Origin of the sequence: Streptomyces sp. ADI95-16, assembly GCF_003721495.1 — a bacterium.
Taxonomy (GTDB): Bacteria; Actinomycetota; Actinomycetes; order Streptomycetales; family Streptomycetaceae; genus Streptomyces; species Streptomyces goshikiensis.
In genome coordinates this window covers 91,534-115,993 of sequence record NZ_CP033581.1, presented here as the reverse complement: position 1 = coordinate 115,993, position 24,460 = coordinate 91,534, and the positions used below count along the sequence as shown (strand labels likewise).

At 70.9% G+C, this 24,460-nt stretch carries 24 protein-coding genes and 1 pseudogene; 14 read left to right on the top strand and 11 right to left on the bottom strand.

Annotation, left to right across the window (positions count from 1 at the left end; genetic code table 11):
• Positions 1-714: 714 nt before the first annotated feature.
• Positions 715-1,314, bottom strand: a complete 600-nt coding sequence (locus EES41_RS00630; protein WP_123074681.1) for a TetR-like C-terminal domain-containing protein — start codon at positions 1,312-1,314, stop codon at positions 715-717.
• Positions 1,315-1,417: 103 nt separating this feature from the next.
• On the opposite strand from EES41_RS00630, the gene EES41_RS00625 reads away from it, so the two are divergent.
• The 3 genes from EES41_RS00625 (at position 1,418) to EES41_RS00615 (ending at position 3,576) form a co-directional block, all read left to right on the top strand.
• Positions 1,418-2,644, top strand: a complete 1,227-nt coding sequence (locus tag EES41_RS00625) for a S9 family peptidase (protein ID WP_123074679.1) — start codon at positions 1,418-1,420, stop codon at positions 2,642-2,644.
• Between the two features lie 52 nt (positions 2,645-2,696).
• Positions 2,697-3,089, top strand: coding sequence for a nuclear transport factor 2 family protein (locus EES41_RS00620; protein ID WP_123074677.1), 393 nt, complete (start codon positions 2,697-2,699; stop codon positions 3,087-3,089).
• A gap of 151 nt (positions 3,090-3,240) precedes the next feature.
• Entirely contained in the window at positions 3,241-3,576 is a 336-nt protein-coding gene (locus tag EES41_RS00615; RefSeq protein WP_164495670.1) for a hypothetical protein, read from the top strand.
• Here EES41_RS00615 and EES41_RS00610 read toward each other — a convergent pair.
• Positions 3,552-3,974, bottom strand: coding sequence for a DUF1398 family protein (locus EES41_RS00610; protein ID WP_123074673.1), 423 nt, complete (start codon positions 3,972-3,974; stop codon positions 3,552-3,554). The two genes, EES41_RS00615 and EES41_RS00610, sit on opposite strands and share 25 nt — an antisense overlap.
• 112 nt (positions 3,975-4,086) lie before the next feature.
• On the opposite strand from EES41_RS00610, the gene EES41_RS00605 reads away from it, so the two are divergent.
• The 3 genes from EES41_RS00605 to EES41_RS00595 all read left to right on the top strand — a co-directional run bounded on the left by EES41_RS00605 (position 4,087) and on the right by EES41_RS00595 (position 6,532).
• On the top strand, positions 4,087-4,605 hold the full coding sequence (locus EES41_RS00605; protein WP_123074671.1) for a MarR family winged helix-turn-helix transcriptional regulator: 519 nt from the start codon (positions 4,087-4,089) through the stop codon (positions 4,603-4,605).
• A gap of 110 nt (positions 4,606-4,715) precedes the next feature.
• Entirely contained in the window at positions 4,716-6,272 is a 1,557-nt protein-coding gene (locus tag EES41_RS00600; protein ID WP_123074669.1) for an FAD-dependent monooxygenase, read from the top strand.
• Positions 6,273-6,358: 86 nt separating this feature from the next.
• Positions 6,359-6,532, top strand: a complete 174-nt coding sequence (locus EES41_RS00595) for a hypothetical protein (protein WP_164495669.1) — start codon at positions 6,359-6,361, stop codon at positions 6,530-6,532.
• A gap of 130 nt (positions 6,533-6,662) precedes the next feature.
• On the opposite strand, the gene EES41_RS00590 is transcribed toward EES41_RS00595, so the two are convergent.
• Positions 6,663-8,699, bottom strand: a complete 2,037-nt coding sequence (locus EES41_RS00590) for a M4 family metallopeptidase (protein ID WP_123074665.1) — start codon at positions 8,697-8,699, stop codon at positions 6,663-6,665.
• A gap of 406 nt (positions 8,700-9,105) precedes the next feature.
• Between EES41_RS00590 and EES41_RS00580 the strand changes: the two genes are divergently transcribed.
• The gene (locus EES41_RS00580) at positions 9,106-10,617 is read left to right on the top strand and encodes a S8 family serine peptidase (protein WP_123074661.1); all 1,512 of its coding nucleotides are present in this window, start codon (positions 9,106-9,108) and stop codon (positions 10,615-10,617) included.
• 731 nt (positions 10,618-11,348) lie between these two features.
• On the top strand, positions 11,349-12,008 hold the full coding sequence (locus EES41_RS00575) for a hypothetical protein (RefSeq protein ID WP_164495668.1): 660 nt from the start codon (positions 11,349-11,351) through the stop codon (positions 12,006-12,008).
• Between the two features lie 273 nt (positions 12,009-12,281).
• On the opposite strand, the gene EES41_RS00570 is transcribed toward EES41_RS00575, so the two are convergent.
• Complete coding sequence (locus EES41_RS00570; RefSeq protein ID WP_123074657.1) at positions 12,282-12,755, bottom strand: DUF2000 domain-containing protein; 474 nt, start codon at positions 12,753-12,755, stop codon at positions 12,282-12,284.
• 49 nt (positions 12,756-12,804) lie between these two features.
• On the opposite strand from EES41_RS00570, the gene EES41_RS00565 reads away from it, so the two are divergent.
• On the top strand, positions 12,805-13,632 hold the full coding sequence (locus EES41_RS00565) for an AraC family transcriptional regulator (RefSeq protein WP_123074655.1): 828 nt from the start codon (positions 12,805-12,807) through the stop codon (positions 13,630-13,632).
• A gap of 212 nt (positions 13,633-13,844) precedes the next feature.
• Here EES41_RS00565 and EES41_RS00560 read toward each other — a convergent pair whose 3' ends face one another.
• Positions 13,845-14,438: a DinB family protein gene (locus EES41_RS00560; RefSeq protein WP_123074653.1), complete on the bottom strand. Its 594-nt coding sequence runs from the start codon at positions 14,436-14,438 to the stop codon at positions 13,845-13,847.
• Positions 14,439-14,526: 88 nt separating this feature from the next.
• Here EES41_RS00560 and EES41_RS42575 point away from each other — a divergent pair, with 88 nt between their 5' ends.
• Together EES41_RS42575 and EES41_RS44060 are read left to right on the top strand one after the other, a co-directional pair.
• Positions 14,527-14,679 carry a hypothetical protein gene (locus EES41_RS42575; RefSeq protein ID WP_254211239.1) on the top strand — a complete coding sequence of 51 codons (153 nt, stop codon included), beginning with the start codon at positions 14,527-14,529 and terminating at the stop codon, positions 14,677-14,679.
• A pseudogene (locus tag EES41_RS44060) lies at positions 14,612-14,917 on the top strand (GAP family protein); the annotation flags it as partial. The gene EES41_RS42575 and the pseudogene EES41_RS44060, both read left to right, overlap by 68 nt.
• Before the next feature lie 94 nt (positions 14,918-15,011).
• Here EES41_RS44060 and EES41_RS41190 read toward each other — a convergent pair.
• On the bottom strand, positions 15,012-15,170 hold the full coding sequence (locus tag EES41_RS41190) for a hypothetical protein (RefSeq protein WP_164495637.1): 159 nt from the start codon (positions 15,168-15,170) through the stop codon (positions 15,012-15,014).
• A 472-nt stretch (positions 15,171-15,642) separates the two neighbouring features.
• On the opposite strand from EES41_RS41190, the gene EES41_RS00550 reads away from it, so the two are divergent.
• On the top strand, positions 15,643-16,770 hold the full coding sequence (locus EES41_RS00550; protein WP_254211717.1) for a glycoside hydrolase family 64 protein: 1,128 nt from the start codon (positions 15,643-15,645) through the stop codon (positions 16,768-16,770).
• A gap of 74 nt (positions 16,771-16,844) precedes the next feature.
• Here EES41_RS00550 and EES41_RS00545 read toward each other — a convergent pair whose 3' ends face one another.
• The 4 genes from EES41_RS00545 to EES41_RS00530 form a co-directional block, all read right to left on the bottom strand.
• On the bottom strand, positions 16,845-17,270 hold the full coding sequence (locus EES41_RS00545) for a DUF6003 family protein (RefSeq protein WP_123074649.1): 426 nt from the start codon (positions 17,268-17,270) through the stop codon (positions 16,845-16,847).
• Between the two features lie 425 nt (positions 17,271-17,695).
• Positions 17,696-18,202 carry a 1-acyl-sn-glycerol-3-phosphate acyltransferase gene (locus EES41_RS00540; RefSeq protein ID WP_367995754.1) on the bottom strand — a complete coding sequence of 169 codons (507 nt, stop codon included), beginning with the start codon at positions 18,200-18,202 and terminating at the stop codon, positions 17,696-17,698.
• Between the two features lie 131 nt (positions 18,203-18,333).
• Entirely contained in the window at positions 18,334-19,269 is a 936-nt protein-coding gene (locus tag EES41_RS00535; protein WP_123074647.1) for an NADP-dependent oxidoreductase, read from the bottom strand.
• A gap of 127 nt (positions 19,270-19,396) precedes the next feature.
• On the bottom strand, positions 19,397-20,047 hold the full coding sequence (locus EES41_RS00530) for a DsbA family oxidoreductase (RefSeq protein ID WP_164495667.1): 651 nt from the start codon (positions 20,045-20,047) through the stop codon (positions 19,397-19,399).
• A gap of 149 nt (positions 20,048-20,196) precedes the next feature.
• On the opposite strand from EES41_RS00530, the gene EES41_RS00525 reads away from it, so the two are divergent.
• Complete coding sequence (locus EES41_RS00525) at positions 20,197-20,862, top strand: TetR/AcrR family transcriptional regulator (protein WP_164495666.1); 666 nt, start codon at positions 20,197-20,199, stop codon at positions 20,860-20,862.
• Between the two features lie 276 nt (positions 20,863-21,138).
• Positions 21,139-21,792, top strand: a complete 654-nt coding sequence (locus EES41_RS00520; protein ID WP_164495665.1) for a GAP family protein — start codon at positions 21,139-21,141, stop codon at positions 21,790-21,792.
• 689 nt (positions 21,793-22,481) lie between these two features.
• Here EES41_RS00520 and EES41_RS00510 read toward each other — a convergent pair.
• A complete protein-coding gene (locus EES41_RS00510) occupies positions 22,482-24,161 on the bottom strand; it encodes an IPT/TIG domain-containing protein (protein ID WP_123074637.1) in 1,680 nt (559 codons plus the stop codon).
• Between the last annotated feature and the right edge of the window lie 299 nt (positions 24,162-24,460).

Here is a 24,460-nt window from a genome sequence, read left to right as displayed (position 1 = left end):
CGTTCCTCTCGTGGTCGGCGACTTCGATTGGGCAAGGCGCTTGCCACCGACCCGAAGCCCGGAGAGACCTCGGTCCAGACGGCCTCCGCCATGATCACCGGCACCGGAGCGAAGGATCTCGTCCAGCTGACGCTCACCCAGAAGCAGGGCGAGCGCACCCGAGCGGTGGAACTCACCGCCACCGACGGCCACCCCTTCCGGATTCCTGTCCTGGAGGCCTGGGTGCCCGCGAAGGAACTGCAGCCGGGAATGCACGTGCGGACCCCGACGGGAGCCTGGGCAGATGTCACGGACGTCCGTCTTCGCGTGGGAGTCGGCCGGCGCGTACTCAGAACGCCAGTCGGAACGGTGCGCCCCCGCCGGGGGCGGTCCCCGCTGTCAGTTCCGCGGAGTGCGCCCGGGCGATCTGCCGGGCGTCGGCCCGCTGAAGGCCTCGTTGCCCGGGCTTGGTGCGCGACGGGGTCCCGGCCTTGCCGGCGTGGCCGGCCGTCGCGGCCGCGATGGGCCGCTGCGACACCCGCGGTATCGACGTCGCCCGCATTCTTCTCGACGTGCGCGCGCACGCGAGCCGGGGCCGGTGCCGGTCAGGCCGATGCCCCTGTCACGACCGCGGCCGCCCGCCCCCGCCCCTGTGGCGGTGGGCCTGCTCCCGTCGGGGCTGACGGCCCGCGTCCCCGCCGCCCTGGCCAAGGCGGCGGTTCCGGAGCGCGTTCCTCAGGCCGAGGCCGAGGCCGGCCCGCCCGCACTGCCGAGGAGTCTGTCCACGAGGAGTTGCGGGTAGCCGGTGTCCGGCAGGCCGATGCCGAAGATCGTCCGGATGTAGAAGGGTGCGACCAGCTGGTCGAGGATCTGCTCCAGCGGTGGCGGGTCCTCGCCCCGGGCGGTGGCCCGCTCGCGGATCTGCTCGATGGAGCGCATGCGGCGCTGGAATTGCCGGGCGCGTTCGGCCGGTGGCTGGGCGCTGCTCGGGATGGACAGGACGACGGCGCGCACGAGGGCGCGCCCCTCGGGCGTGCGCAGGCTCGCGACGCTGGCTTCGGCCCAGGCGGTGAGGTCACCGCGCAGGCTGCCCGTGTCCTTCAGGGGCGAGTCCCGCTCAAGGCGGGTGGTGACCGTGTCGGCCAGCAGGGTGTCGAGGGTGCCCCAGCGCCGGTAGACGCTGGTGTGGTTGACGCCGGCGCGTTGCGCGATCGCGGGGATGTTCAGGTCCTCGCCCTCCGGGTCCGAGAGGAGGTCGACGACTGCTTGGTGCACGGCTTCGCGGACCTGTTCAGGGCTCCTGCGGATGCGCGGGGCAGGTTGTTTCTGAGTCACGCCTCCATCATAAGCACGGATATTTGCTTCCGGGCGAATGAGGGTCTACAGTCGACCCAGCAAGCACAAATGTGTGCTTGCAAGGCCGTAGAAGGAGACCGCTGTGAAGCAGCTGCTGTTCCCGAACAACACCCAGTTCTGGTACGAGACCCTGCGCTCGATGAGCCACATCGCCTACGGTGGCGCGGACTTCGGCGAGGTCGTCTCCACCGCCGCGCGGATCACCGAGGGCGACTACGACAGCTGGTACACCGAGTGGTTCACCACCGCCGGCCGGGTGTCGTCGGAGGCCGAGAAGGCTCTGGCGGCCGGTCACCGGGTCAGCGCCCGCGACGGCTTCCTCCGGGCTTCGAACTACTACCGTTCCGCGGAGTTCTTCCTGCACGGCAAGGACTGCGACCCGCGCCACGACCACGCCTACGACCGCTCGGTGGAGTGCTTCCTGGCCGCCGCCGCCCTCTACGCCACCCCGCGCATCGAGCCGGTCCGGATCCCCTACGAGGACACCACGCTCCCCGGCTACCTCTACCGGGCCGACGACTCGGGCACCCCCCGGCCGACGCTGATCATGCACAACGGCTTCGACGGCACCGCGGAGGAGATGCACTTCTTCGGCGCGCTCGCCGGCGTCGAGCGGGGCTACACCGTGCTGGTGTTCGACGGTCCCGGAATGCCCGGACCGCGCCACCACCAGGGCCTGGTCTTCCGCCCTGACTGGGAGAACGTCATCACCCCGGTGATCGACTTCGCCGAGTCGATCCCGGAGGTCGACAACAGCCGCATCGCACTGCTCGGCCTGAGCATGGGCGGATTGCTCGCCCCCCGGGCAGCGGCGTTCGAGCACCGGCTGGCCGCGCTGATAGCCCTCGACGGCCTGTACGACCTCGGTGAGACGTCCGTCCGCAACATCCCCGGCGACCGGCAGGAAGCCGAACGCCTCCTGAGGGCGGAGTCCGCCCCGGAACTCGACGGTGCTCTCGAACGGATCATGACCCAGGACCCGATCGCCCGCTGGGCGCTCAACCACGGCATGTACGTCATGGGGGTCGACACCCCCCGCGCCTTCAACGCCTCCTACCTCGACTACACCCTCGCCGGCGGGATCGCCGAAAAGATCCAGTGCCCCACCCTCGTCTGCGACGCGGAGGAGGACGAGTTCTTCAAGGGTCAGCCCGAGCAGCTCTACGCACACCTCACCTGCCCCAAGACCCTCATGCTCTTCACCGCCGAGGAAGGCGCCGGCGCCCACTGCCACCCCGGCGCCACGCGCCACGCCAACGCCCGCATCTACGACTGGCTCGACGACACCCTCGCCGCCCCCCGCTCCTGAGCCCCGGCCCGCACAGCACCCCGTCAGCCCGAACCCGCCCGAAGGACCCCACATGACCCGCACTGGCATCAAGGCCGCCCTCACCGACCTGCTCCTGAACGAGGAGCTCACCCTGACCGACGCCGCCGACCGCCACTTCACCCCCGACTACCGCCAGCGCACCGACGGCGAGTGGGCCGACCGCTCCCAGTTCCTCGACCACATCGCCCATCTGCGCACGCTCGTCGCCACGGGCGAGATCGAGGTCCACGAAGAGCTCCACGACGGCGACAAGTACGCCGACCGGCACACCTGCCACATCGTCAAGAAGGACGGCACGGCCGTGAGCATGGAGGTCTACGTGTTCGCCGACATGGCCCCCGACGGCCGCTTCCGGCGCATCGAGGAAACCACCCTGATGCTCAAGGGATCCGACGCCGACCGCACCCTCGGCAGCGCCCGCTGACCCCCCACCCCGGGGAACTCCCCCCACCGCCGGCAACAACTCCCCGGCGACCAACCCGCCAGGGGCCGGACCCGCCCCTCGCCCCCCGGGCCCATCGCGCCCGGGGGGCGTGTCAGCGATCGTCGACGTGGTTCACGTCGCCGTCATTCTCGTGCAGCCCAGTGAGCAGGTGCTCGGCTTCCAGGCCGCGTTGCTCGCCGCCGTCACCCCCTTCACCGAATCCGGTGGCACGGCCGCGGCGTTCGTCACCGACCCGGGCGAGGGCATCGGCCAGAGCACCCGCGATTGGGTCGAGGGATGCGTCCCCGCCCAGATCGGCCCGGGAAGGTGCACGGCCCACGTCACCCTCGGATTCACCACCCTCGACGACCTCGTGTCCCTTGAGGCCGAGCCGTTCGACGCCTTCTGCATCCGCCCGCCCGCCGTCGCCGTCTACCGACTCGGGGCCCGGCGGCCCGGGGCTCAGGGCAGGGTGACGGCAGGGTAGTCCTCGGTGTAGGAGTCGCCGGCGGTGCCGTAGTAGGTGCAGGTACGCGCTGTGGTGTCGACGTCGTACCAGGCGATGCCGGCGTCCCAGCAGCCGCGGACGAACTCGGGGAACGTCGTCCGCCCGGCCTGGTCCGCGCGCAGGGCCTCGATCAGGGCCGCCCGGTCGAACGGCGGGGCCGTTGCGAAGCCGGTGACCAGCGGTTCGCCCTGCACGACGACGTCGCCGTGCTCGGTCAGGTAGAGGAACGCGTTGGCCGGGACGGCCATCCGGCAACGGGTCACGCCGGCCTGGCGCAGGCTCTCGGCCAGGTAGGGGAAGCCGCCAACCCGGGGGCGGACGGCGGCGCCGCGCTCCAAGGCGGCCCGCAGCTGACCGATCGCGTCGATGGTGGTCATGGTGTCTCCCTGATGCCCCGGTGGGGGCTCCTCGATGAGGTTCGCTTCGGTATGACATGATGGTGACATAGTGACAACATGTTGTCGAATGTATGCGAGGGAGGAGGCACACATGGCGGAGGAACTGGCCCTTCTCGTGGCCGACGTGTTCGAGGCCGCGGGTGCGCTGCGCCGTGCGGGGGAGGCGCTGGCGGGGGCGGAAGGCCAGACACAGGCCCGCTGGCAGCTGATGAGCGTGGTGAGCGAGGAATCCCTCCCGGTGGCGCGGGCCGCGCGTCGGCTCGGAGCCGCCCGCCAGGGCGTGCAGCGCATCGCCAACGAGCTCGTCCGCGACGGCCTGGCGGAATTCCGGGACAATCCCGACCACCGCACCTCCTCCATGCTCGCCCTGACCCCCAGCGGCCGACGGGCCCTGGAGGCGATCACCGCCCGCGCCGAGGTCGCGCACCGGGCGATGGGGGAAGGTATTGCGCAGGCCGATCTCGCGACCCTGCGGGCACTGCTTCGACGGTTGACGGAACAGACGGATCAGTGGGCCGAAGCCGAAGCCGAAGCCGGAACCGGCGCCGAGGCGGGGGGAGCGAAGCGCGGCAGCCGTTCCCGTGCCGCGACCGACCGCCTGCCGGAGTAGATCTGTCGGTGGCTCGTCGGTGCTGTCGGTGAGGTGTCGGTGGGAGCTGACACCGTTCGAGAGGTCCTGCCGGTACCCATCCGGCGTGGACTTCCAGGAGGGGATCTCTCGTGCATGACGTAATGATCGTGGGAGCCGGTCCGGTCGGTCTGGCCCTCGCCTGCGAGCTCGGCCTCGCGGGCTGTTCCGTGCTGGTGCTCGAACAGGAGTCGGGGCCCGGCTCCCCGTTACGGGCGGCCCCGCTCGGGAGGCGGGGGCTGTCCGCCGCCTCGGTCGAGGCGTTCTACCGGCGCGGAATGCTGGAACCGCTGCTGACGGCGTCCGGCGCCCAAGACGCGTTCGGCGCTGCCCCCGAAGCGGGCGCGCCGTCAAGCCCCCGGCTCGTCGGCCACTTCGCCGGCATCATGCTCGACGGGTCCCGGGTCGATGTCGCCGCCCTGCCGTTCCGGCTTCCCAGCCCGGCGCTCGAATTCGTGATGACGGACCTCGAAGCGGTCGAGACGGTGCTGTCCGAGCAGGCGTCCAAGCTCGGCGTGGACGTCAGGCGCGGCGTCCCGGTCTCGGCCGTCTCCCAGAACGGGGAGAGCGTCGTCGCCCGGGCCGGCGCGGACGCGTACGAGGCGCGCTGGCTCGTCGGCTGCGACGGCGGCCGCAGTACGGTGCGCAGGCTGGCGGACTTCGAATTCATAGGCACCGGGCCGCAGTTCACCGGCTACACCATGCAAGTCACCCTCGCCGATCCCGAGAAGCTGAGCCTCGGGTTCCACCTGACGCCGACGGGCATGTACATCAGGTTGCCCGCCGACGGGCACGTCGCCATGATGGACTTCGACGGCGGCGCGTTCGATCGCTCGCGGCCGCTGACCCGCGACCACCTCCAGGCGGTGCTGCGCCGCGTGTCCGGCACCGATGTGACCATCGGCGAGGTCCACATCGCCTCCAGCTTCACCGATCGGGCGATGCAGACGACGGCCTACCGGCGCGGGCGCGTCCTGCTCGCGGGCGACGCCGCCCACATCCACTCCCCCCTGGGGGGCCAGGGGCTGAACACCGGCCTCGGCGACGCGGTGAACCTGGGGTGGAAGCTCGCGGCGACCGTGCGCGGGTACGCGCCGGACGGGCTCCTCGACACCTATGCCGACGAGCGCCATCCGATCGGTGCGGCGGTGCTGGACTGGACGCGCGCCCAGGTGGCGACCATGCGGCCGGACCCACACGCCCAGGCGATCCAGGCAGTGGTCCGCGATCTCATCGGGACCCGTGACGGAGCGACCTACGTGGTCGGGAAGCTGTCGGGATCGTGGATCCGGTACGACCTCGGCAGCGAGCATCCACTGGTCGGCCGCAGCGCCCCCGAATTCCGTCTGGAGGACGGCACCCGCCTCGGTGAACTCATGGAGGACGGACGGGGGGTGGTGCTCGATTTCAGCATCGACCGACGCCTGCACGCTTCGGCGGCTGGCTGGGAGGGCCGGATACGGTACGCGGCCGGCGCGGCGAGGGACGACCTCGGGTCGGGTGCCGTGCTGGTGCGGCCCGACGGGGTGGTCGCCTGGGCGGGGGACCGGCACCCTGATCGAGAAGAGTTCGCGCGGGCCGCGAGCCGTTGGTTCGGCGGTCCGGCCGCATCCGGATCCACGGGCTCTGCCCGACCCGAACCCGTGTGATCGGGTTGCGCACGAGGTGTCGGCCGGATACGGCGATCCCGCCCCACGCGATGGGGCGGGACCGGTTGCCCGTGGGTGAGGACGGGTTGCCGAAGAGGTTCCGGACTCCGCCCGTCGCCGTCGCCGCGGGCGGCGACCACCCGGCCGTCGTCTTCGGCGCTCTGCCCCTGCTCGGCCCGGTGTTCCTCTGGAAGGCCGTCCGCGACGCCCGGGACCGCCGCGAGGCGAAGGCCCGGGCCGCCACCGAAGCCGGTTGCTGAACCCGTAGGCGGGTCTGCGCTCCATCGGTCCGACGCGCGCGACACCTTGCCGCATCCCTGACGGAGCGGGCGGTGCCCGGAGCCTTCGAGGCTCCGGGCACCGCGCTTCAGGTCATGGCCGGCCGGCCGGTCAGAACGTGAGCTTGAAGTCGGTGATCGTGCCGACGTCGGAGGCTCCCTTGTCCTGGACCTTCAGCTTCCAGGTGCCGTTGGCCGCGGCGGCCGCGGCGTTCACCGTGTACGTCTTGTCCAGGTCCGCCTTGGAGTCGGACGAGGAGTTCTGCAGGCGGAACGAGGTCCCGTTGGGGGCCACGAGGTCGATCTGGAGGTCACCGATGTAGGTGTGGGTGATCTTCACACCGACCTTGAGGGCGCTCGGCGCGTTACCGGTGACCCCGCTGACGGTGACCGACGAAGTGACCGCGGGGCCCGGGGAGTCCGGGATGGCCACCCGGGCCGTGCTCTCGAAGACCTTCCCCGGGGTGGTGGTGCCGGTCGAGCGGGTGCCCACGTTCACGCCGGCCCAGGCGTCGGTGACGGTCTTGACCTCGGCGCTGCCGGCCCCGTACAGCTCGGTCGCCGCGGCGATCGTGCCGGCACGGGCACCCGCGTAGTCCGTGCTGGAGTTGAACTTGGTCGTGAGCGCCTTGTACCAGATGAGCTGTGCCTTGTCCCGGCCGATACCGGTGACGGGCAGGCCGTCGGAGGTCGGCGAGTCGTAGCTGACCCCGCCCACCGTCTTGGCGCCCGAGCCCTCGGAAGCCAGGTAGAACCAGTGGTTGGCCGGGCCCGAGGAGTAGTGGACGTCGAGGTTGCCGATCCCGGCGTACCACGCGTCCTTGGAGCCGCCGTCTTTGCTCGGCTTGTCCATGTAGCGCAGCGGGGTGCCGTCGCCGTTGATGTCGATCTGCTCGCCGATGAGGTAGTTGCCCCGCGCGCTCGGGTTGTTCGCGTAGAACTCGACGGACGTGCCCATGATGTCCGAGGTCGCCTCGTTCAGGCCGCCCGACTCGTCGCTGTACTCAAGCCCGGCGGTGGCGGCGGTGACGCCGTGCGTCATCTCGTGACCGGCGACGTCCAGCGAGGTCAGCGGGTCGTTGTTGCCCGTTCCGTCGCCGTAGGTCATGCAGAAGCAGCCGTCGTCCCAGAACGCGTTGACGTACGCGTTGCCGTAGTGGACCCGGGAGTAGGCGGCGACGCCGTCGCCGCGGATTCCGGAGCGGCCGAGGACGTTCTTGTAGAAGTCCCAGGTGACCCCGGCGCCGTAGGCGGCGTCGGCGCCCGCGGTGGCGGCGTTGGAGTTGGCGCCGTTGCCCCAGGTGTCGGTGGACTGGCTGAAGAGCGAACCCGTGCCGGACGTACCGCGGTTCAGGTTGTACGTCTTGTGCCCGCCGCGGCCCGCGTCGTTCAGCGTGAAGTTCGAACCGGACGTCGACGTGCCGAGGGTGACCTGGCCGCTGTAGTGCGTGTTGCCGACACCGGTCTCGATGCCCTGCCACTGGTGGAGCTTGGCGCCCGTCTTGGCGTCGGTGATCACGTGGAGCTGGTTGGGGGTGCCGTCGTCCTGGAGACCGCCGATGACGGTCTCGTAGGCCAGGGTCGGCACGCCCTTCGCCATCCACACGACCTTGCGGGGCGCGGCCTCGGCCTTGTCGGCCTTGGAGCCGATCGCCTTCGCGGCGTCGAGGGCCTTCGCGGAGGCGGCCGCCGGAGCGTCGGCCGGGGCGGAGACGGAGACGCCCTGCAGCTGGGCGGCAGAGGCCTTGCTGACGCTCTGCGTCCGGTCGGCGGCCGTGCGGTTGACGACCAGGTCGCCGCCGAGGACGGGAAGTCCCTCGTACGTACGCTCGTACCGGGTGTGGGTGGTACCGTCCTGGTCCTTGACCACGTCGTGGACGAGGAGCTTCTCCTGGGGGCTGAGGCCGAGCTCCTCGGCCGTGGCGGCCGTGGTGCCCTGCGCCTTGGCTATGAGCTCGGCGCGCTGGGAGGGGGAGAGCTGGGCGGGCAGTGCGCCCGGGTTGGGGACGGACCGGCCCTGGGAGGCGGTCGTGTTCGACTCCTCGGGCTGCGCGCTGGCGCTGCCCGCCTGGACTCCTACGGTGAGCAGGGCGGCGGCGGTGAGCAGGGCGCCTGTGGCGGTGGCGTTCCGGCGGTGCGTGGACTTCACGCGGACTCCATCTGGGTGTGGGGGATGGAACCGGCAGCTGTGATGGGGGCGGCCGGGTGGAGCGTGTGGTGCTGATGGTGCGGGTGGTGCCAGTGGGGATGGGGGAGAGGTTGCCAGCGATCTTCGTGATCGCCATGGACACGCCATCAATTGGCCAAAAGGTGTCCGGGTTTCACCGCATGGCGTCCGGTGAGCGGACGTCCGGGGGTGGAGCCGATCGGTTCACATGCACCCAACACGGCTGATATGGGGCGTAACTTGCTCCGGACGCGATGCTCCCGGGCGTCTTGCGCATTCAGGTAAAGCGTTCGGCATCAAGCGTCAAACAGCCTTGTCCTGCACATGCCTTGGCGGGTGAGATCACGGAAGCCGCTTCGAGCGGCGCCACCCCCCAAGGGAGTCCGCAATGCATTCAGTTCGTCGTACGTGGCCGCGCGCCGTGGCCACCTCGGCCGCCGCCGCAGGCCTCGCGCTCACCGCGGTGGCGGCCGCGCCGGTGACCGCGACCGTGACCGCCTCCGCGCACACCTCCGCGCTCCCGCGCACCGCGGCCCGTCCGGCCATCGCCGGGCACCAGCTGATCCGCGCCGTGGGAAGCCCGCTCTCCACCGAGGAATGCCGGACCAAGTGGAAGATCGCGTGCTACACCCCGCTGCAGTACCGCCAGGCGTACGACCTCAACCCGCTGTACAAGGCCGGCATCACCGGCAAGGGCCGCACGATCGTCATCGTGGACTCCTTCGGATCGCCGACCGTCCAGCACGATCTGGACGTCTACAGCAGGCAGTTCGGGATACCCGGCACCAAGGTGCAGGTGGTCAAGTGGGGGAACGTCCCGAAGTGGGACCCGAAGAACGACGACATGCTGGGCTGGGCCGGCGAGACCACCCTTGACGTGGAGATGGCACACGCGGTGGCACCGGACGCGAAGATCGTCCTCGTGGAGACCGGGGTCGCGGAGACCGAAGGCACCACCGGGCTGCCGGAGATGATGGACGCCGAGAAGGCCCTGATCGACCGGGGCATCGGCGATGTGATCACGCAGAGCTTCGGCGCGACCGAGAACACCTTCCCCGGCTTCGACAAGGGCGACTTCTCCAGCATCCGGAAACTGCGCTACGCCTTCGAGGCCGCCGCCCGCAACCACGTCACCGTGCTCGCCTCATCCGGCGACGGCGGCGCCACCGACAACACGGCCGACGGCACGGGCTACTACCACGAGCGCGTCAACTCCTGGCCCTCCTCCGATCCGCTGGTGACCTCCGTCGGCGGCACCCAGCTCCACCTGGACGACGCGGGCAGGCGGACCGCCCCCGAGAGCGTCTACAACGACAACGGCGCGGGCGGCGGGGGCCAGTCCCACGTCTTCGCCCGCCCGGCCTTCCAGGACGGCGTCAAGAACGTCGTCGGCGGGCGGCGAGGCACCCCGGACATCTCGATGGCCGCGGCGGTCGACGGCGGCGCGTGGCTGTACTCCAGCTACGACCCGGCGGCCACGGGCTGGGAGGTCTCGGGCGGCACCAGCGAGTCCAGCCCGCTGTTCTCCGGCATCGTGGCGCTGGCCGACCAGGCCGCGGGCAAGCGCCTGGGCGACATCCACGAGGCGCTGTACCGCCTGTACGGGCGTTCCGCGTACGACCGCTCCACCGGCATCGTCGACGTCAACGACGGCACGAACAACAGCTACCAGGGGGTCACCGGCTACACCGCGGTGAACGGCTACGACATGGCCACCGGCGTCGGCACCCTCGACGCGACCCGCTTCGTGACCGCCCTCGCCCACCGGGTGAAGGCCAACGCGCCCGCCGCCGGCAGCCTCGGCCCGGCCAACACCGTCACCACCACCTCCGAGGACCGGCGCGACCACGGCCACGACCGCGGCCACGAAAACGGTCCGCGGACCGGCGGGGCGACCTGACCGGCAGCGCGTACGTACGAGTGTCGTCCGGCCCGGCGGCCTGATCACCGCCGGGCCGGAGGCACGGCACGCGCCGGCGCGTCGTCGACACCCCGTGCACCCCGGGGACCTCACGAGGTCTTCCTGGAGGAGCAGATCGACAGCCTGCTGAACAACCCCATCGGGGCCGTCCTCGACCCGACCCCGCTGCCTGTGACGATCGCCTACGAGGTCGCCCAGCCGGGCGCCGAGGGGATCATCAGCCAGGTCGTGGCCGGCGAAGGCCCGTTGCGCCTGCTGCTCGGCTCGGACGCCCGTGCCTACGCCACCGCCAAGGTCGCGGCCCTGGGGCGAACGTCGACGCCACTGTGCTCAGCGCACCCGCCACCGACTTCGCCGACTGACACGCCTCCGCCACCAACCCGGCCGCCATCGCAGGCGGCCGCAACGTCAACTCCCGGGGCGGTCGCGGCTGGAGCGCCAGGCGGAACAGGGGGCAGCCGCCTCGCAAGCCCCGACAGGACGACACCCCCCCCGCTCGGCCCAGGGGCAAAGAGGCATCCCCGGCCCATGGGTTCCTCGGGGCCGCCGCTGCCCTGGGCGCTGCCGGCGCCGGAACCTGTGCTCCGCTTCTCCTGCGGGGGTGGGGTGGTGGGGCATGGACCGGTCGTGGGTGGGGTAGGTCCTCTCCCTGCTGTTGGTCTTGGTGTCGTGGTTGTACCGGGGCGCCGCTGAGGGGATGAGGTTTTCCGGTGGCAATCAGTGCGCTCGCATCAACCTCGCAAGCACAGGTCCGGCCCGCGGTGTCCCAGGTCAAGCAGGTGGTGCAAGAGCGCACACGGCGCAGGGCGGACAAGGCTGCGTGCGTCGCGATCGCCGAGGCGGCACAGGCGCTGTTGGCGGCCCTGGTCAGCTGCGCGGCGGAGGAAGCGCGGCGCGGTGGCGCTGGGGTGCGGCGTGGTGGCGCGGCGCGTATCCAGCCGTGGCACATCGGCCAGGCCGTTCAGTCCGCCGAGTTCCGTTCCTCCCCCTTCTTCACGAAGACCACGGCCAGGGCGGCGGACGGAGCTTCGGGCAGTACGGTCAAGGAGGCACGGCGTGCGGCCCGGGCCGCACGCCTGGACGGCCATGTGAAGGTCAACCCGTTCAGGTCGCTGGTGAAGCGCACCGCCCGCGCCCACGGCAACGTGGCGCTCACCGCGCCCTTGGTCGTCGCCCTGTCGGCTTTCGTCCTTGAGGCCGTCAACCAGGTCGCCGACACGGCGGGCGAGGCGGCTGCGAAGAGCGACGCCACCACCATCACCGCCGACCACGTCCGCACAGCCGTCACCGACCTCCTGGCCGGTGATCTCCTGGCCCGGGCGCTCGCCGCGATCGACGCCGCACTGGTCGCGGAAGCAGCCGGCGAGTAGCACCGGCACACGGTTGCGGGCGCCGACCTGCTCTTGCAGCGGCCGGCGGCCCCGAAGGTGTCCTGAGCGTGGCTGATCAGCAAGGAGCGTACGACCGCGTAGACCCGTGACCCCGACGGTGGGACGGCCCGTGCATGTGGTCGGGTACGGGCAACCCGAACCACTCGGACAGTTCATGGCGACGTATCACAACACCATGATCCCTCGAAGGTCAGCAGGTGTCGGGGTGCTCGCCGATGACGAGCACTCCGACATCGTGAGGCGGTGCGCCGCTCACCTGTGCATGCGGGCGCCCTTGAGGACCTTGTCCACGGAGTTGCGCGGTCCGTGGACGGCGATCCCGACCAGGTCGAGCCGGTCCTTGCCCACTGCCGCCACCGCTGCCCGGTTCGCCCGGTCGTGGCCGGTGCCGAACAGGTCCGACGTGAACACCGCGGTCGGCAGTCCGCGGCGCGATGCCCGCTCGTGCGTCGCCGTCACCGCTTCCTTCCCGCCCTCGAACACCAGGACGGGCTGGCGGAACATCGGCAGGTAGGGCGTGCCGTCGGCGTCCTCGTACGGCTCGCCGACCAGCTCGGGGAGGACCGTTCCGAGCCCGCTGACGAGGAACGCGGTGACATTCAGCCGCTGCCACGTCTCCAGGTCGTCCCGCAGCAGCACCGCGATCTTGGTGTCGAAGCGCACGGGCACGTCCGCGCCACCCGCTTCGACCTGCTCGTCGTTCTGGTTCTTCGTCTCGTCGCTCATGGACCGAGACTGCCGGGCACGCCCGCGCGCGGTCTTGTACGTTCTTTGCGTGCACCTCCAGCAAGAAGTCTCGGCCTGGCGCCCGCGGGTCGCGGGGGTCGTCGAGGTCTTCCACGCCCGCTTCACCGCGCACGCGTACCCCATGCACGTCCACGACGAGTGGACCCTGCTGATCGTCGACGACGGCGCGGTCCGCTACGACCTGGACCGCCACCGGCGCGGTACGCCGGACGGCACCGTGAGCCTGCTCCCGCCCCAGGTCCCGCACAACGGCTCCGCCGCCACCTCGCACGGGTTCCGCAAGCGCGTCGTCTACCTCGACACGACCCTGCTGGACGAGCGCTTCATCGGCGCCGCCGTAGACGGTCCGGACCTCGCCGACCCGGTCCTGCGGCGGCGTGTCGGGCAGCTCCACAGGGCCCTGATCTCTCCCGGTGACGAATTCGAGGCGGAGAGCCGGCTCGCCCTGATCGGCGAACGGCTGCACGCGCTGCTCCAGCCGCGCCTCGAACTCCCCGGCGACCACACCGCGTCGCTCCGCGTCAGCGTCCCCCACGGCACCGCGGGAAGCCTGCGGGAACTCCTCGACGAGCGGGTGGCCGCAGGCCTCTCCCTGTCGGAAGCGGCCGGTCTGCTCCAGGCCCACCCGGCCCATCTGGTGCGCTCGTTCAGCGCCGCCTTCGGCATCGCCCCGCACCAGTACCTCATCTCGCGCCGGGTCGCCCTGGCCCGCCGGCTGCTCCTCGATGGCCGCCCGGCCGCCGAGGTGGCGGTCGAGGCGGGATTCCACGACCAGCCCCATTTCACACGGCACTTCAAGCGAGTTGTCGGCACCACCCCCGGGCGCTACGCCCGCTCCGGGAGACCCTGCTGCTGAGGACCTTGGCCGGGGGAGGGCCGCGCCCGGCGCCCTACCCGACTCGAGGGTCCGGCCGCGGCCGCTCTTTCGAGGCGCTCAGACATCCACTCAGGCGGTCGTCGAGTGCAGTTGCGCGAACTCGTCGGCGAGCATGCCCATCGGCCCTTGCGCGGGGGAGCGGGGAGGCCGGTATCAACGAGCCACCAGGGTGAACGCCTCCCCGAACCTCATCAGCTCTGCCCGGCCTGAGCCTTCTTCGCGGACGCCTCCAGCCGGCTCCAGTACTCCTGGTACCAAGCCTCGTCACCGCCCTCCATGTTGCTGTTGTCCTCCCGCATGCCGACCGTGCCGTCGATCAGCTCGCGGACGATGTCGGCGTGGCCGGCGTGCCGGTGCGTCTCGGCCGTCATGTGCAGCATGATCCGCTGAAGCGTCACCTCCCCGATGTCGCCCCACCACGGGACGTGGCCCATCGCGTCGAGCGGTAGCGCCTCGATCGTCGCGTCCGCGTGCGCCCAGGCGCGGCGATAGAGGTTGAGAACGTCCTCGCGCGACTCGTCGGCGGGTGCCCACATGTCCGCGTTGGGTTCGGCGTCCTCCTCGTCCCAGGGCAGCGATTCGTCGTGCTGACGGCCGAAGGTCGGTCCGAAGTACCCGAGCTCGACGCCGGCGAGGTGCTTGACGAGGCCGAGCAGGTTGGTTCCGGTCCGCGTCAGGGGGCGGCGGATGTCGTACTCGGACAACCCGTCCAGCTTCCAGACGACGGCTGCGCGCGCTGCTTTGAGGTAACGGTGCAGGTCGTCCTTGGGGTCATTGGGCTTCATGAGCCGAGTCTCGCATCACCAGCCGACAACGGTCGCGCGGACGTGCCCCTCAGTCGCCCTTCGGAGCGTGCGACGTTCGGGGACGCGCGTGGGTGGCCTGCTTGACCGGTCGGGCCGCCGCCCGCGGAGTCGGGACGCGGCGCCGTGGGAGCGCTGGCCGACCCTGGCCACCGGTGCGTTCATCCTGCTGCTCGCCTCGCGGCGTGGGGTCCGCAAGGGCCTGGCGTTCCTGCTGTCGTGACTCCGCCAACCTGATCGCGGTGATCGCGCGTGTGGTGCTGCTGACCGGCGGGCAGTCGCCTGCCCGCCACAGCACGCCGTCGACCACGGTGGCAGTCGCGCAGCTCGCCATCGGCGTGGGGCTGGTGCTGTACGGCGCGCACCGGCGCCGTCGGCCGCCCCATCCGCACGGCCCGCCGCACTGGACGGCCCGGGTGGACGGCGCCTCCTTGGCCACGGCCGCCGGGCTGGCCTGGCTGCTGCAGCCCTGGGTACTGGTAGGGGCCGGCGCCACGACGGTCGTCGCCGCGGACCTCTCCTTTTCCCGTTGCCATTCGAGCTACTTCCGACGGTTCACGTCCTCGACCCGGGCGTGCGCCAGAGCCCCGGCGAGCCGTCGACCGCGGTCTCGGCGCGCAGCAGCACCGCGACCGACGTGTCGATCTCGGTGGAGGAGCTGTGTTCCCCCTTCGAGCACAGCGGTCCCATCGGGGACGCCGCGCGCGACGCCACGACGCCAACGCCCCCCTGCGGCAGTACCTGCCCACGCGGTCGTACCGCCCCAGACCCGCTACGAGTAGTTGGAGCCCCCGACAGACGTACGCCAGGGCGTCCGCGCCCCGTGAGCCGGGTGACGGAAGGCCGCAGGGGTTCGTCGGCGGGGCGCGCGCCGCTCGTGCCGATCCGGCTTCCGTGTGCTGCAGTTGCGCGCCTCGTGCCCGAACACCCTCGCGAGCGTTCCGAATCCTTTCCCCCACCCTTGGCCGCGTCAGATTCATTGACAGGAGCTGAACGCGGCGCAACGCTGAGAGCGCTCTCATCCGCCCATGCACGCACGCAACCCGGGGCGTCCGCCCCTTCTTCGCCACCGGGCGTGGGAACGCCGCCGCACCCCCACCGCCCGGCCCCCACAAGGAGGAAGAGTGTGTTTCGATTATCGAATGCGCTTGCGTTCGGGCTCTCGGCGTCGGCTGTCGCCGCCTGCCTGATCGCTCTCGGTCCGACGCCATCCGCCGAGGCCGTACCGGCGACCATCCCGCTCACGATCAAGAACAGCTCGGGACGCGGTGAACCGGTCTACGTCTACAACCTGGGCACCCTGCTCGCCACGGGCCAGCAGGGCTGGGCCGACGCCAACGGCGGCTTCCACCCCTGGCCGGTGGGAGGCAATCCCCCCGTTCCCGCACCCGACGCGTCGATCGCAGGTCCGGCCACCGGGCAGACCAAGACGATCCGGATGCCCAAGTTCTCCGGACGCGTCTACTTCTCCATCGGTCAGAAGATCACCTTCAAGCTCACCCTGGGCGGCTTGGTGCAGCCCGCCGTGCAGAACCCCTCCGACCCCAACCGGAACGTCCTGTTCAACTGGTCCGAGTACACGCTCAACGACGCTGGTCTGTGGATCAACAGCACCCAGGTCGACATGTTCTCGGCTCCCTATGCGGTGGGTGTGAAGGCGGCGGACGGCACGGTCAGGAACACCGGTCGGCTGCGGCCCGGCGGTTACGGCGCCGTCTTCAGCCGGCTGCGCTCGGCCGGCTGGGGCGGGTTGATCCAGAACCGCTCCGACGGCACGCCGCTGCGAGCGCTCTCGCCCGGTCACGGCATCGAAGCGGGCGGAATCCCGTCCGGCGTCATGAACGACTACATCCAACGGGTCTGGAGCAAGTACAGCTCCTCCACGCTCACCGTGACACCGTTCGCGAACCAGCCCAACACCAAGTACTACGGCCGGGTCTCGGGCAACGTCATGAACTTCACCAACGGCTCGGGAGCGGTGGTCACCAGCTTCCAGAAGCCGGATTCCGACAGCGTCTTCGGCTGCTACAAGCTCCTGGACGCACCCAACGACGCCGTCCGGGGCCCGATTTCCCGGACCCTGTGCGCCGGCTTCAACAGGTCGACCCTCCTGACCAACCCGAACCAGCCCGATGCGAACGGCGTCAACTTCTACGGTGACTCCGTCACGAATCACTACTCGCGGATCATCCACGAACAGATGGCCGACGGTAAGGCGTACGGCTTCGCCTTCGACGACGTCGGTGCCCACGAGTCGTTGGTGCACGACGGCAACCCGCAAGAGGCGTACATGACGCTGGAACCGTTCAACTAGGTCTTGCCCGCGTCACACGGCCGTCGCGGCGCGGGGCGTCTGCGTACCACCGGCGAAAGGAGGAGCCGTCGCGTTCAGTCCTGGGAGGCCGACGACAACGTGGTGGGGTCGACCCCGGAGAGCGCGACGATCCGGTGTGCCGGTACACCGGCGGCGAGTGCTCGACGCAGCAGGTCGTCACGGTTGTCCTCGCTGTCGCGGAACGCGAGCAGTTCCTCCTCGACGCTCGCCACGCTGTCCGTGGCCGTGGCGCGGCGGATCCTTTCCAGTTCCTCCTCGCTCAGAGGGACCGGGAGCCGCTCGGCCTCTTTGGGAATCATTCCGGTCTGCTCCGGAGGAGCCACGCGGACGGCCGGGGACGCGGGGTTCACGCCGTGAGCCGTGAACCAGGCCTGTACGGCGGGGGTGTCCAGGCACTCCAGCTCTCCGACGAGGGCCAGCGGGGTCCCCTGCCAGCCTGCCCCGGTCATCGCGAGGAACAAGTACGCGTCATCCGTCATTGTGGGTCACTCTCCTGGTACGCCGTGGCTGATCGCCGGACTCTTACCCTCTCTTTTCGGGGCCAAGCCGATCGATGACCGGGGCAGACGGTGCGGGTGGGCGACGTGGGAGAGCCGCTGACCACCGGCACGGCCGCCCACAGGGCCTGGAGCCCGCCCTCACACCCGTCCTCCGGCGGAGAAATCCTCCCTGTTCCTCGCACACTCCGACGACATGGCCACCCGCGGTCACCCCCGAGAGCGTCATGGCGGCGTGGATGAGCGGAGGCGGCCACCGCGAAGCCATCCTCGACTGCTCCCACAAGGACAGCGAGCGGGTTCGGCCACGCGTACGGTACGGACGACAGCACACGCTGGACCCTGCTCCTTGCTCACTCGTAAACGGGGCGGGACCCGCTCGTGGCCGGCCACGGCCGGTCGCACCGCTACCGCCGCTGGGCGCGGATCGCGCTCTGCCATGCGGTGCTGACGGCAGCCTGGATGTGCAGGGTGGCTTCCGGCAGCGGGCCGGGAAGGTGCAGCGGTGCGCCGATGTGGCCGTGCAGGTCCGGTCGTCGCAGCGGCGCGGTCACGGCCCCTGCGGTGTCGAGGCTTTCGCCGGCGCGGGCGGTGCCGCGCCGGACCGGGACGTGCCCCTCGCGGCGCAGTGCTGCTCCGAGCAGCGGTAGCCTCCACGGGCCGGCGGCGGCCATGGCGACGGGCTCGATCCGGTACCGGCGCAGCGCCGCGATCACGACGGCCGGATCGGCGAGCGAGGTGTGGTTGGCGACCAGGACGCTGCCGGCGCGGGGACCCGACGCGGCTTCGGAGGTGACGGTCGGTCCTCCGGCAAGGGGAGGACAGCGGCGGCGGTTCGACTGAGCACGGACGGCCTCGTTCGGGTGGTGCTGTGCCGGTGCCCTCATCGTCGGCCGCTGCCGGGCGCCGGTCATGGGTAGCCGTACTCACTCCTCAAGGCTGCCGACCCCAGAGCCCGCGGCTCGCGCGGGCGGCGGCGGGCAGCACGACACGGAGGCCGCCGACCGTGGGGTGGTCGGCGGCCTCCGTGTCGGCGGGGGCGCGGTCAGCGGCGGACGCTGATGACGGTCTTGCCGCGGGCGCCGCCGCGCTCCACCTTCTGCAGGGCCTCGGAGGCCTCGTCGAGCGGGAAGACCGTCTCGACGATGGGCCGGAGCTGCCCCGACTCCACCAGGCCGGCGAGGTGGGCCAGCTGCTCTCCCTGCGGGCGCATGAAGAAGCTGCGGGCCTCGACGTTCCACCGGGCCTTCTTGACCTCGACGTCCGGGACGGCGACGATCGAGACCAGCGTGCCACCGCTCTTGAGCACGCCGAACGAGCGCTCCTGGGTCTCGCCGCCGATGGTGTCCAGGACGACGTCGACGTCGGAGACGACCTCTTCGAACTTCTCCGTCCGGTAGTCGATCACTCGGTCGGCACCGAGCTCGCGCACCAGTTCCACACTGCCCGAGCCGGCGGTGGCCACGACCTCGGCGCCGAGCTGCTTGGCGATCTGGACGGCGGCGGAGCCCACGCCGCCGGCCCCGCCGTGGATGAGCACGCGGGTGCCGGACCGTACGTCGGCCTGCTCGGTCAGGGCCTGCAGAGCGGTGAGCGCGACCAGGGGCAGCGAGGCGGCCTCCTCGAACGTCAGTCGGGACGGCTTCGCGGCGACCAGCGACTCGTCCACGGCGACGTACTCGGCGAAGGCGCCGCCCACACGGGGGTCGACGCGGGAAAAGACCTCGTCGCCCACGGCGAATCGGGTGGCCTCCGCGCCGACCTGGGTCACCACACCGGCGAGTTCGTTGCCGATGACCAGGGGCCGGGACGGTTCGCCCGTGCTCAGGAAGCCCTTGACGATCAGGTGGTCCACCGGGTTGACCCCGGCCGCGCGGACCTCGATGAGCACGTCGCGGGGGCCGACGGCGGGAACGGGCACGTCGGTGACCCGCACGACGTCGTGGACCTGGCCGTAATGGTTGATGACTGCTGCCTTCATGGTTGAGCTCCTTGATCAAGTCTGTGCCGGCCCGCCGAGCGGCCGGGCCGCGTGCGAGGGGCGGGGGAGGGGAAGGGGCGTGCGATGCACGCGTGCCGGGGCGCTGCCGCGCCCGGGTGCGGTGGGATCAGGCGGTGCTGGCTGTGCTGGCGGGGCTGCGGTCGGCCGCGGCCCGCTCCAGGGCTTCGAGGAGGACCTCGGGGCTCTGGGCGCCCTGGAGACGCAGGGCGCCGTCGATGATGAAGGTGGGGACCGCGGTGACGCCGAGCGCGGCGGCTTCGGCGAGTTCGGCGCGGACTTCGTCAGCTCCCTCGGACGAGGCGAGGAAGGCCAGCGTCGCGGCGCGGTCGAGGCCGGCCGCCTCGGCGAGTCCCGTGAGCGCCTCGCGGTCGCCGAGGTTTCCGCCGTCGGTGAAGTAGTGCGCCAGCAGGCGCTCCTTCACCTCGGCCTGGCGTCCGTGCCGCCGGGCGAACCAGAGCAGCCGGTGCGCCTGGAAGGTGTTGGTGGCCAGGGCGTCGTCCATCCGGAACGTGATGCCCTCGGCGGCCGCGGCCCTGGTCAGCGGGCCGAAGATGGTCGCGGCGGGGCGACCGAACTTGCGCTCGTAGACGTGTGCGGAGGGCTCCGCCGTCTCGGAGGCCGCGGGGTTGAGCTGGAACGGCCGGTAGACGACGTCGACGCCCGCCGCGTCCGGGAAGGCGGCCAGGGCCTCCTCGAAGCGGCGCTTGCCGATGTAGCACCAAGGACACACCAGGTCCGAATAGATCTCGACCTTCACGACGCTCGCTCCTGACGGGTCTGTCTCACGGGTGGGCCCGGCTTCCGCCTCAGGAATTCCGGACCGCTCGTTCCATAACTTAGACCATTCTGGAACGAGCGGTCAAATACATGCTGCCCCGGCCGCCGACCTTCGCTACCGTGGGACGCATGGCGAGACCACGCACGTTCGACGAAGAAGCGATCCTGGACCGGGCGATGATCCTGTTCTGGCGCAAGGGCTACGAGGCGACCGCGATGAGCGACCTCGTGGCGGAGCTGGGGCTGGGCCGCGGCTCGATCTACGCGGCGTTCGGGGACAAGCATCAGCTGTTCATCCGGGCCCTCGGCCGCTACCTGGACCACCAGACGCGGCTGCTCGGCACCGCGCTCGACGACGAGGGGCCGGCGCTCGCCCAGCTGCGGGACGTCCTGGGCCGGCTGCTGGCCGCCGACGCGGCCTCCGGCACCGCCGGATGCTTCAGCGTCAACAGCATCGCCGAGCTGCTGCCGCACGACGAGGAGGTCGCGAAGCTGGCTCGACGAAACCTCCGGTACGCCGAGGAGGCGTTCACGGCGCAGCTGGAGCGGGCCTCGCGGGACGGGGAGCTCGCCCCGGCCATCACCCCGCGGGAGGGCGCGCGGCTGCTGCTCAACCTGGTCCAGGGCCTGCAGATCATGCGCAAGGTCGACCCCGACCCGGCCCGCGCCGCAGCCTGCCTGGACTCCACCTTCGCCCTCCTGGGCCGCCCGCCGGGCGCCGCCGCGACACCCGACGACGGCCCGGCCATGGCCTCGGCGGCGCTCTCCGGCGGACCGGCGACCCGACCGCGATGAAGCACCGGGAAGCACGGGCCCCAGTGGGACCGCTGCGACACCGAGAAGTGGGAAGGATCAGTGCCGCCGGAGGACGGCGGGCTACCCGTTCCGCAGACGGGTGATGTCGGCGCGTTCGGAATCCGCCGACACTCCGGTCAGGGCAGCATCTGGATGCCGTCAGCGAATGGTGCTGGTCACGCCAGAACGGAGGGCTGTACGCGCGGTGGCCGCTGACCCGCCGACCCGACCGCATGACTGAAAGGGGAACGAGCGCTCAGCCAGGCGATCGGGGCCGTGCTGCCCGCCGCGTTGGCGGTCGCGCTCAGTCCCTTCCCCCTGATCGCCATCGTCCTGATCCTGTCCGGCGCGCAGGGCCGCCGCAATGGCCTGCTGTTCGCGACCGGGTGGATCTTCGGCCTCACGGTCTCGGCGACGCTCGTCTCACTGCTCTTCGGCGGGGCCGACGACCCCGACAGCACGTCGTCGGCGATCGCGGACTGGGGCCGCGTACTGGCCGGAGGAGCCCTCATCGGCCTGGGAGCGCGCAGGTGGTGGAAGCGCCCGCGCGCCGGTGAGCGGGCAGAGCCGCCACGCTGGATGGCCTCGCTCGACGACGCCACGGCCGGACGGGCGCTGCTCCTCGGGGCGTTGCTATCGGGCGCCAATCCCAAGAACCTCATCCTGACGGCTTCGGCCGCCACGTCGATCGTCGAGGCCGGGGCCCACGATGTCGGCCTCATCGTGGCAGTCGCCGTCTTCGTACTCATCGCCTCCTGCACGGTGATCGGCGCCGTCGGCGTCCAACTCGTCGGAGGAGCGCGCGCCGCGTCCTTCCTGGGCGGCGTCAAACGCTTCATGGTCGACAACAGCACCGTGATCACGGTCATCGTGCTGCTCCTCCTGGGCGCAAGCGTCCTGGGCGACGGGCTGTCAGGTCTCGGCCGCTGAGCCGATCCTGGCGTCCCCGGCGTGGCCGGACATCGCGGCCGCGATGGGAAGCCTGGATGCCAACGGCATCGACGTGGCCTGGATCCTCGCCGCCATCACGACGGCAGCCGCCCAGCCGCCCAGGCACCCGCACCCGCACCCGCACCGACCCCGACCCCGACCACGCCCGCACCCGTCGCGCCTGCCGCGGCTGTGCCCGCGTCGGCTGCTCCCGCTCCGGGGCCGGGCGCTGCCCGGGTCCCCGCCCCGCGGCCCCGTACCTGCCCTCGCTCCGGGTACCGCCCCCACCGGCGGCGCCGCCGCTTCGCCTGTCGCTCCCGGCGGCGTCCTCGCTGCGCCTGCCGCGCCGCCGGTGGGAGCCGTTGATCCGTGGGCGCCGCCGGCGAGTGTGGACGCGAAGCGTTCGTGGGGGCCGTTGACCTGGGGTTTGAGGGTTCCCTCGTGACCTCAATCTCGGTGACCGGGCCAGCGCCCTGGAACAGCTGAAGGTGCGTCCGGCGGTGCACAGCCAGATGGTGTCGATGGTCGGGAATGTTCTGCTGGAGCGGGAGGCGGGTCTGCTGGTCGGTTCCCGGCCGGGGCCGCTCCCGGCCGACCGGTGCCGGCTGCAGCTGCAGCCGGCACCCACCGGAAGGCCGCCGAGCCTGCCAAGGGCGCGGGGTGCGGCCGGTGGTGTCGTGATACGCAGGTCAGACGTCGGGCCCAGTGACGTAGGTGAAGGTTCCTGAAGGGGTGCCGCCGGGGCCTGTGATGGTGACGTTGACGGTGCCGTCGGTGCCGCTGGGCGGGGTGGTGGCGGTCAGGGTGGTGTCGGAGATGACCGCGAAGGTGGCTGGCGTTCCGTTGAAGGTGACCTGGTCGGTGTCGGCCAGGCCGGTGCCGGTGATGGTCACCTCGGTGCCGCCGGTGGCCGGTCCCGTGTTGGGGCTGACGCCGGTGACGGTGGACGGGTCGAGGTAGGTGTAGGACAGGCCGTCGGTGGTCCCGCCGGGGGTGATCACGGTGACGGCGACGCCGCCCGGCGCCGGGGCACCGGCGGCCCTGACGGTGATCCGTGTGTCGGAGACGGTTTGGATGACGGCTCGGGTGGCACCGAGGAACACATTGATGGTCCCGGCGAGGTTGCGGCCGGTGATGACGATCTCCTGGTCGCTGCCTGCGACAGGGCCCGCGGCGGGGCTGATGCCGGTGAGAGCGGGGGGCGGCGTGTAGTAGAAGGTTCCCAGGGTTCCGGTGCCGCCGGCGGTGGTGACCGTCACGGGAACGGCACCGGATCCGGCGGGGGCGGTGACAGTGATCGAGGTCGCGGTGTTGGCGGTGATGACGGCCTGGGCGGTGCCGAAGTGCACGGCGGTGGCGTTGGCCAGATTGTGGCCGGTGACTGTCACTGGGGTCCCGCCCCCGGTGGATCCGTGGTCGGGGATCACGGTCGTTGCCAGGACACCGACGGTGCCCGCGAGCGTATTGGTCACGTACGCGTGCGTCCCGTCGGGAAAGAACACGATGTCGGTGGGGCCGTCTCCCACACCGATGTTCTCCACGACGGTGTTGGTGGCGGTGTCGATCACGCTCACTGTGTCCGGTTCGGCGTTCGGTACGTACACGTGGGAGCCGTCCGGGCTGACCGCCGGCACCCGCGGCTGGGCACTGACGCCGATCGAGGCAGTGACGGTGTTGGTGGCCGTGTCGATCACACTGAGAGCGGAGTCGCCGACGACCGTGACGTAGACGCGGGTACCGTCCGGGGTGACAGCCAGCAGGATGGGGAAGCTGCCCACGCTGATGGTGTCGGTGAGCGTGTTGGTGGCGGTGTCGATCACGCTCACCGTGCCCGGGACCTGGTTGGCTACGTAGGCGCGGGTGCCGTCCGGGGTGATGACCACGCCGGTCGGCGCGTCGCCCACGGTGATGCTCTCGGTGACCGTGTTGGTGGCGGTGTCGATCACGCTGACGGTGGAGAAGCCGACGGTCACATAGACGCGGGTCCCGTCGGGGGTGATCGCCGCGACGGTCGTGGGATCGCTTACCACGATGTCTGTGATGACGGAGTTTGTCGTGGTGTCGATGACACTGACAAGGGCGGCACCGGAGAAGGTCACGTAAGCGCGCGTCCCGTCCGGGGTGATCGCCACGAAAGTCGGCCCGGCGTTCGTGGGGATGGTGTCCGTGACGGTGTCGGTGGCGGTGTCGATCACACTCACTGTGTTCGAGTCGCGATTGGCCACATAGGCGCGGGCACCGTCGGGCGTGAGGGCGATTCCCTGGGGTGTATCGCCCACGGGAATGACAGCCCCTGCCACGAACGCGGCACTGAGCCTGAAGCCGCGGGCCTGATCCGGCAGCGGCGAATTTAGTGCGAGGGTGAACATGACACTCCCTGAGGTAGGTGGGACGCTCTTGTCCCACATCCGGAGATGTCTGCTCCACAGCATGGGCCGGCAGCGGGCAGGCGACCGGCCGAGACCGGGCCGGCGACATACACAGCGTGAGAAGTACCCTCCGAATGAAGGCTTTTAACATTCACGCCATATGTCCGATTCTCCGATTACCGCTTTATCGAGAGCCAGTTCGCGTGGCCGATCCCTCAAAGTTGGCCATCGCAGGGCAGCGGCAGCCCGTACCGCACCGCCGCAGATTAGTGTCACCGAAGTTCGATCACGTCGGCCGT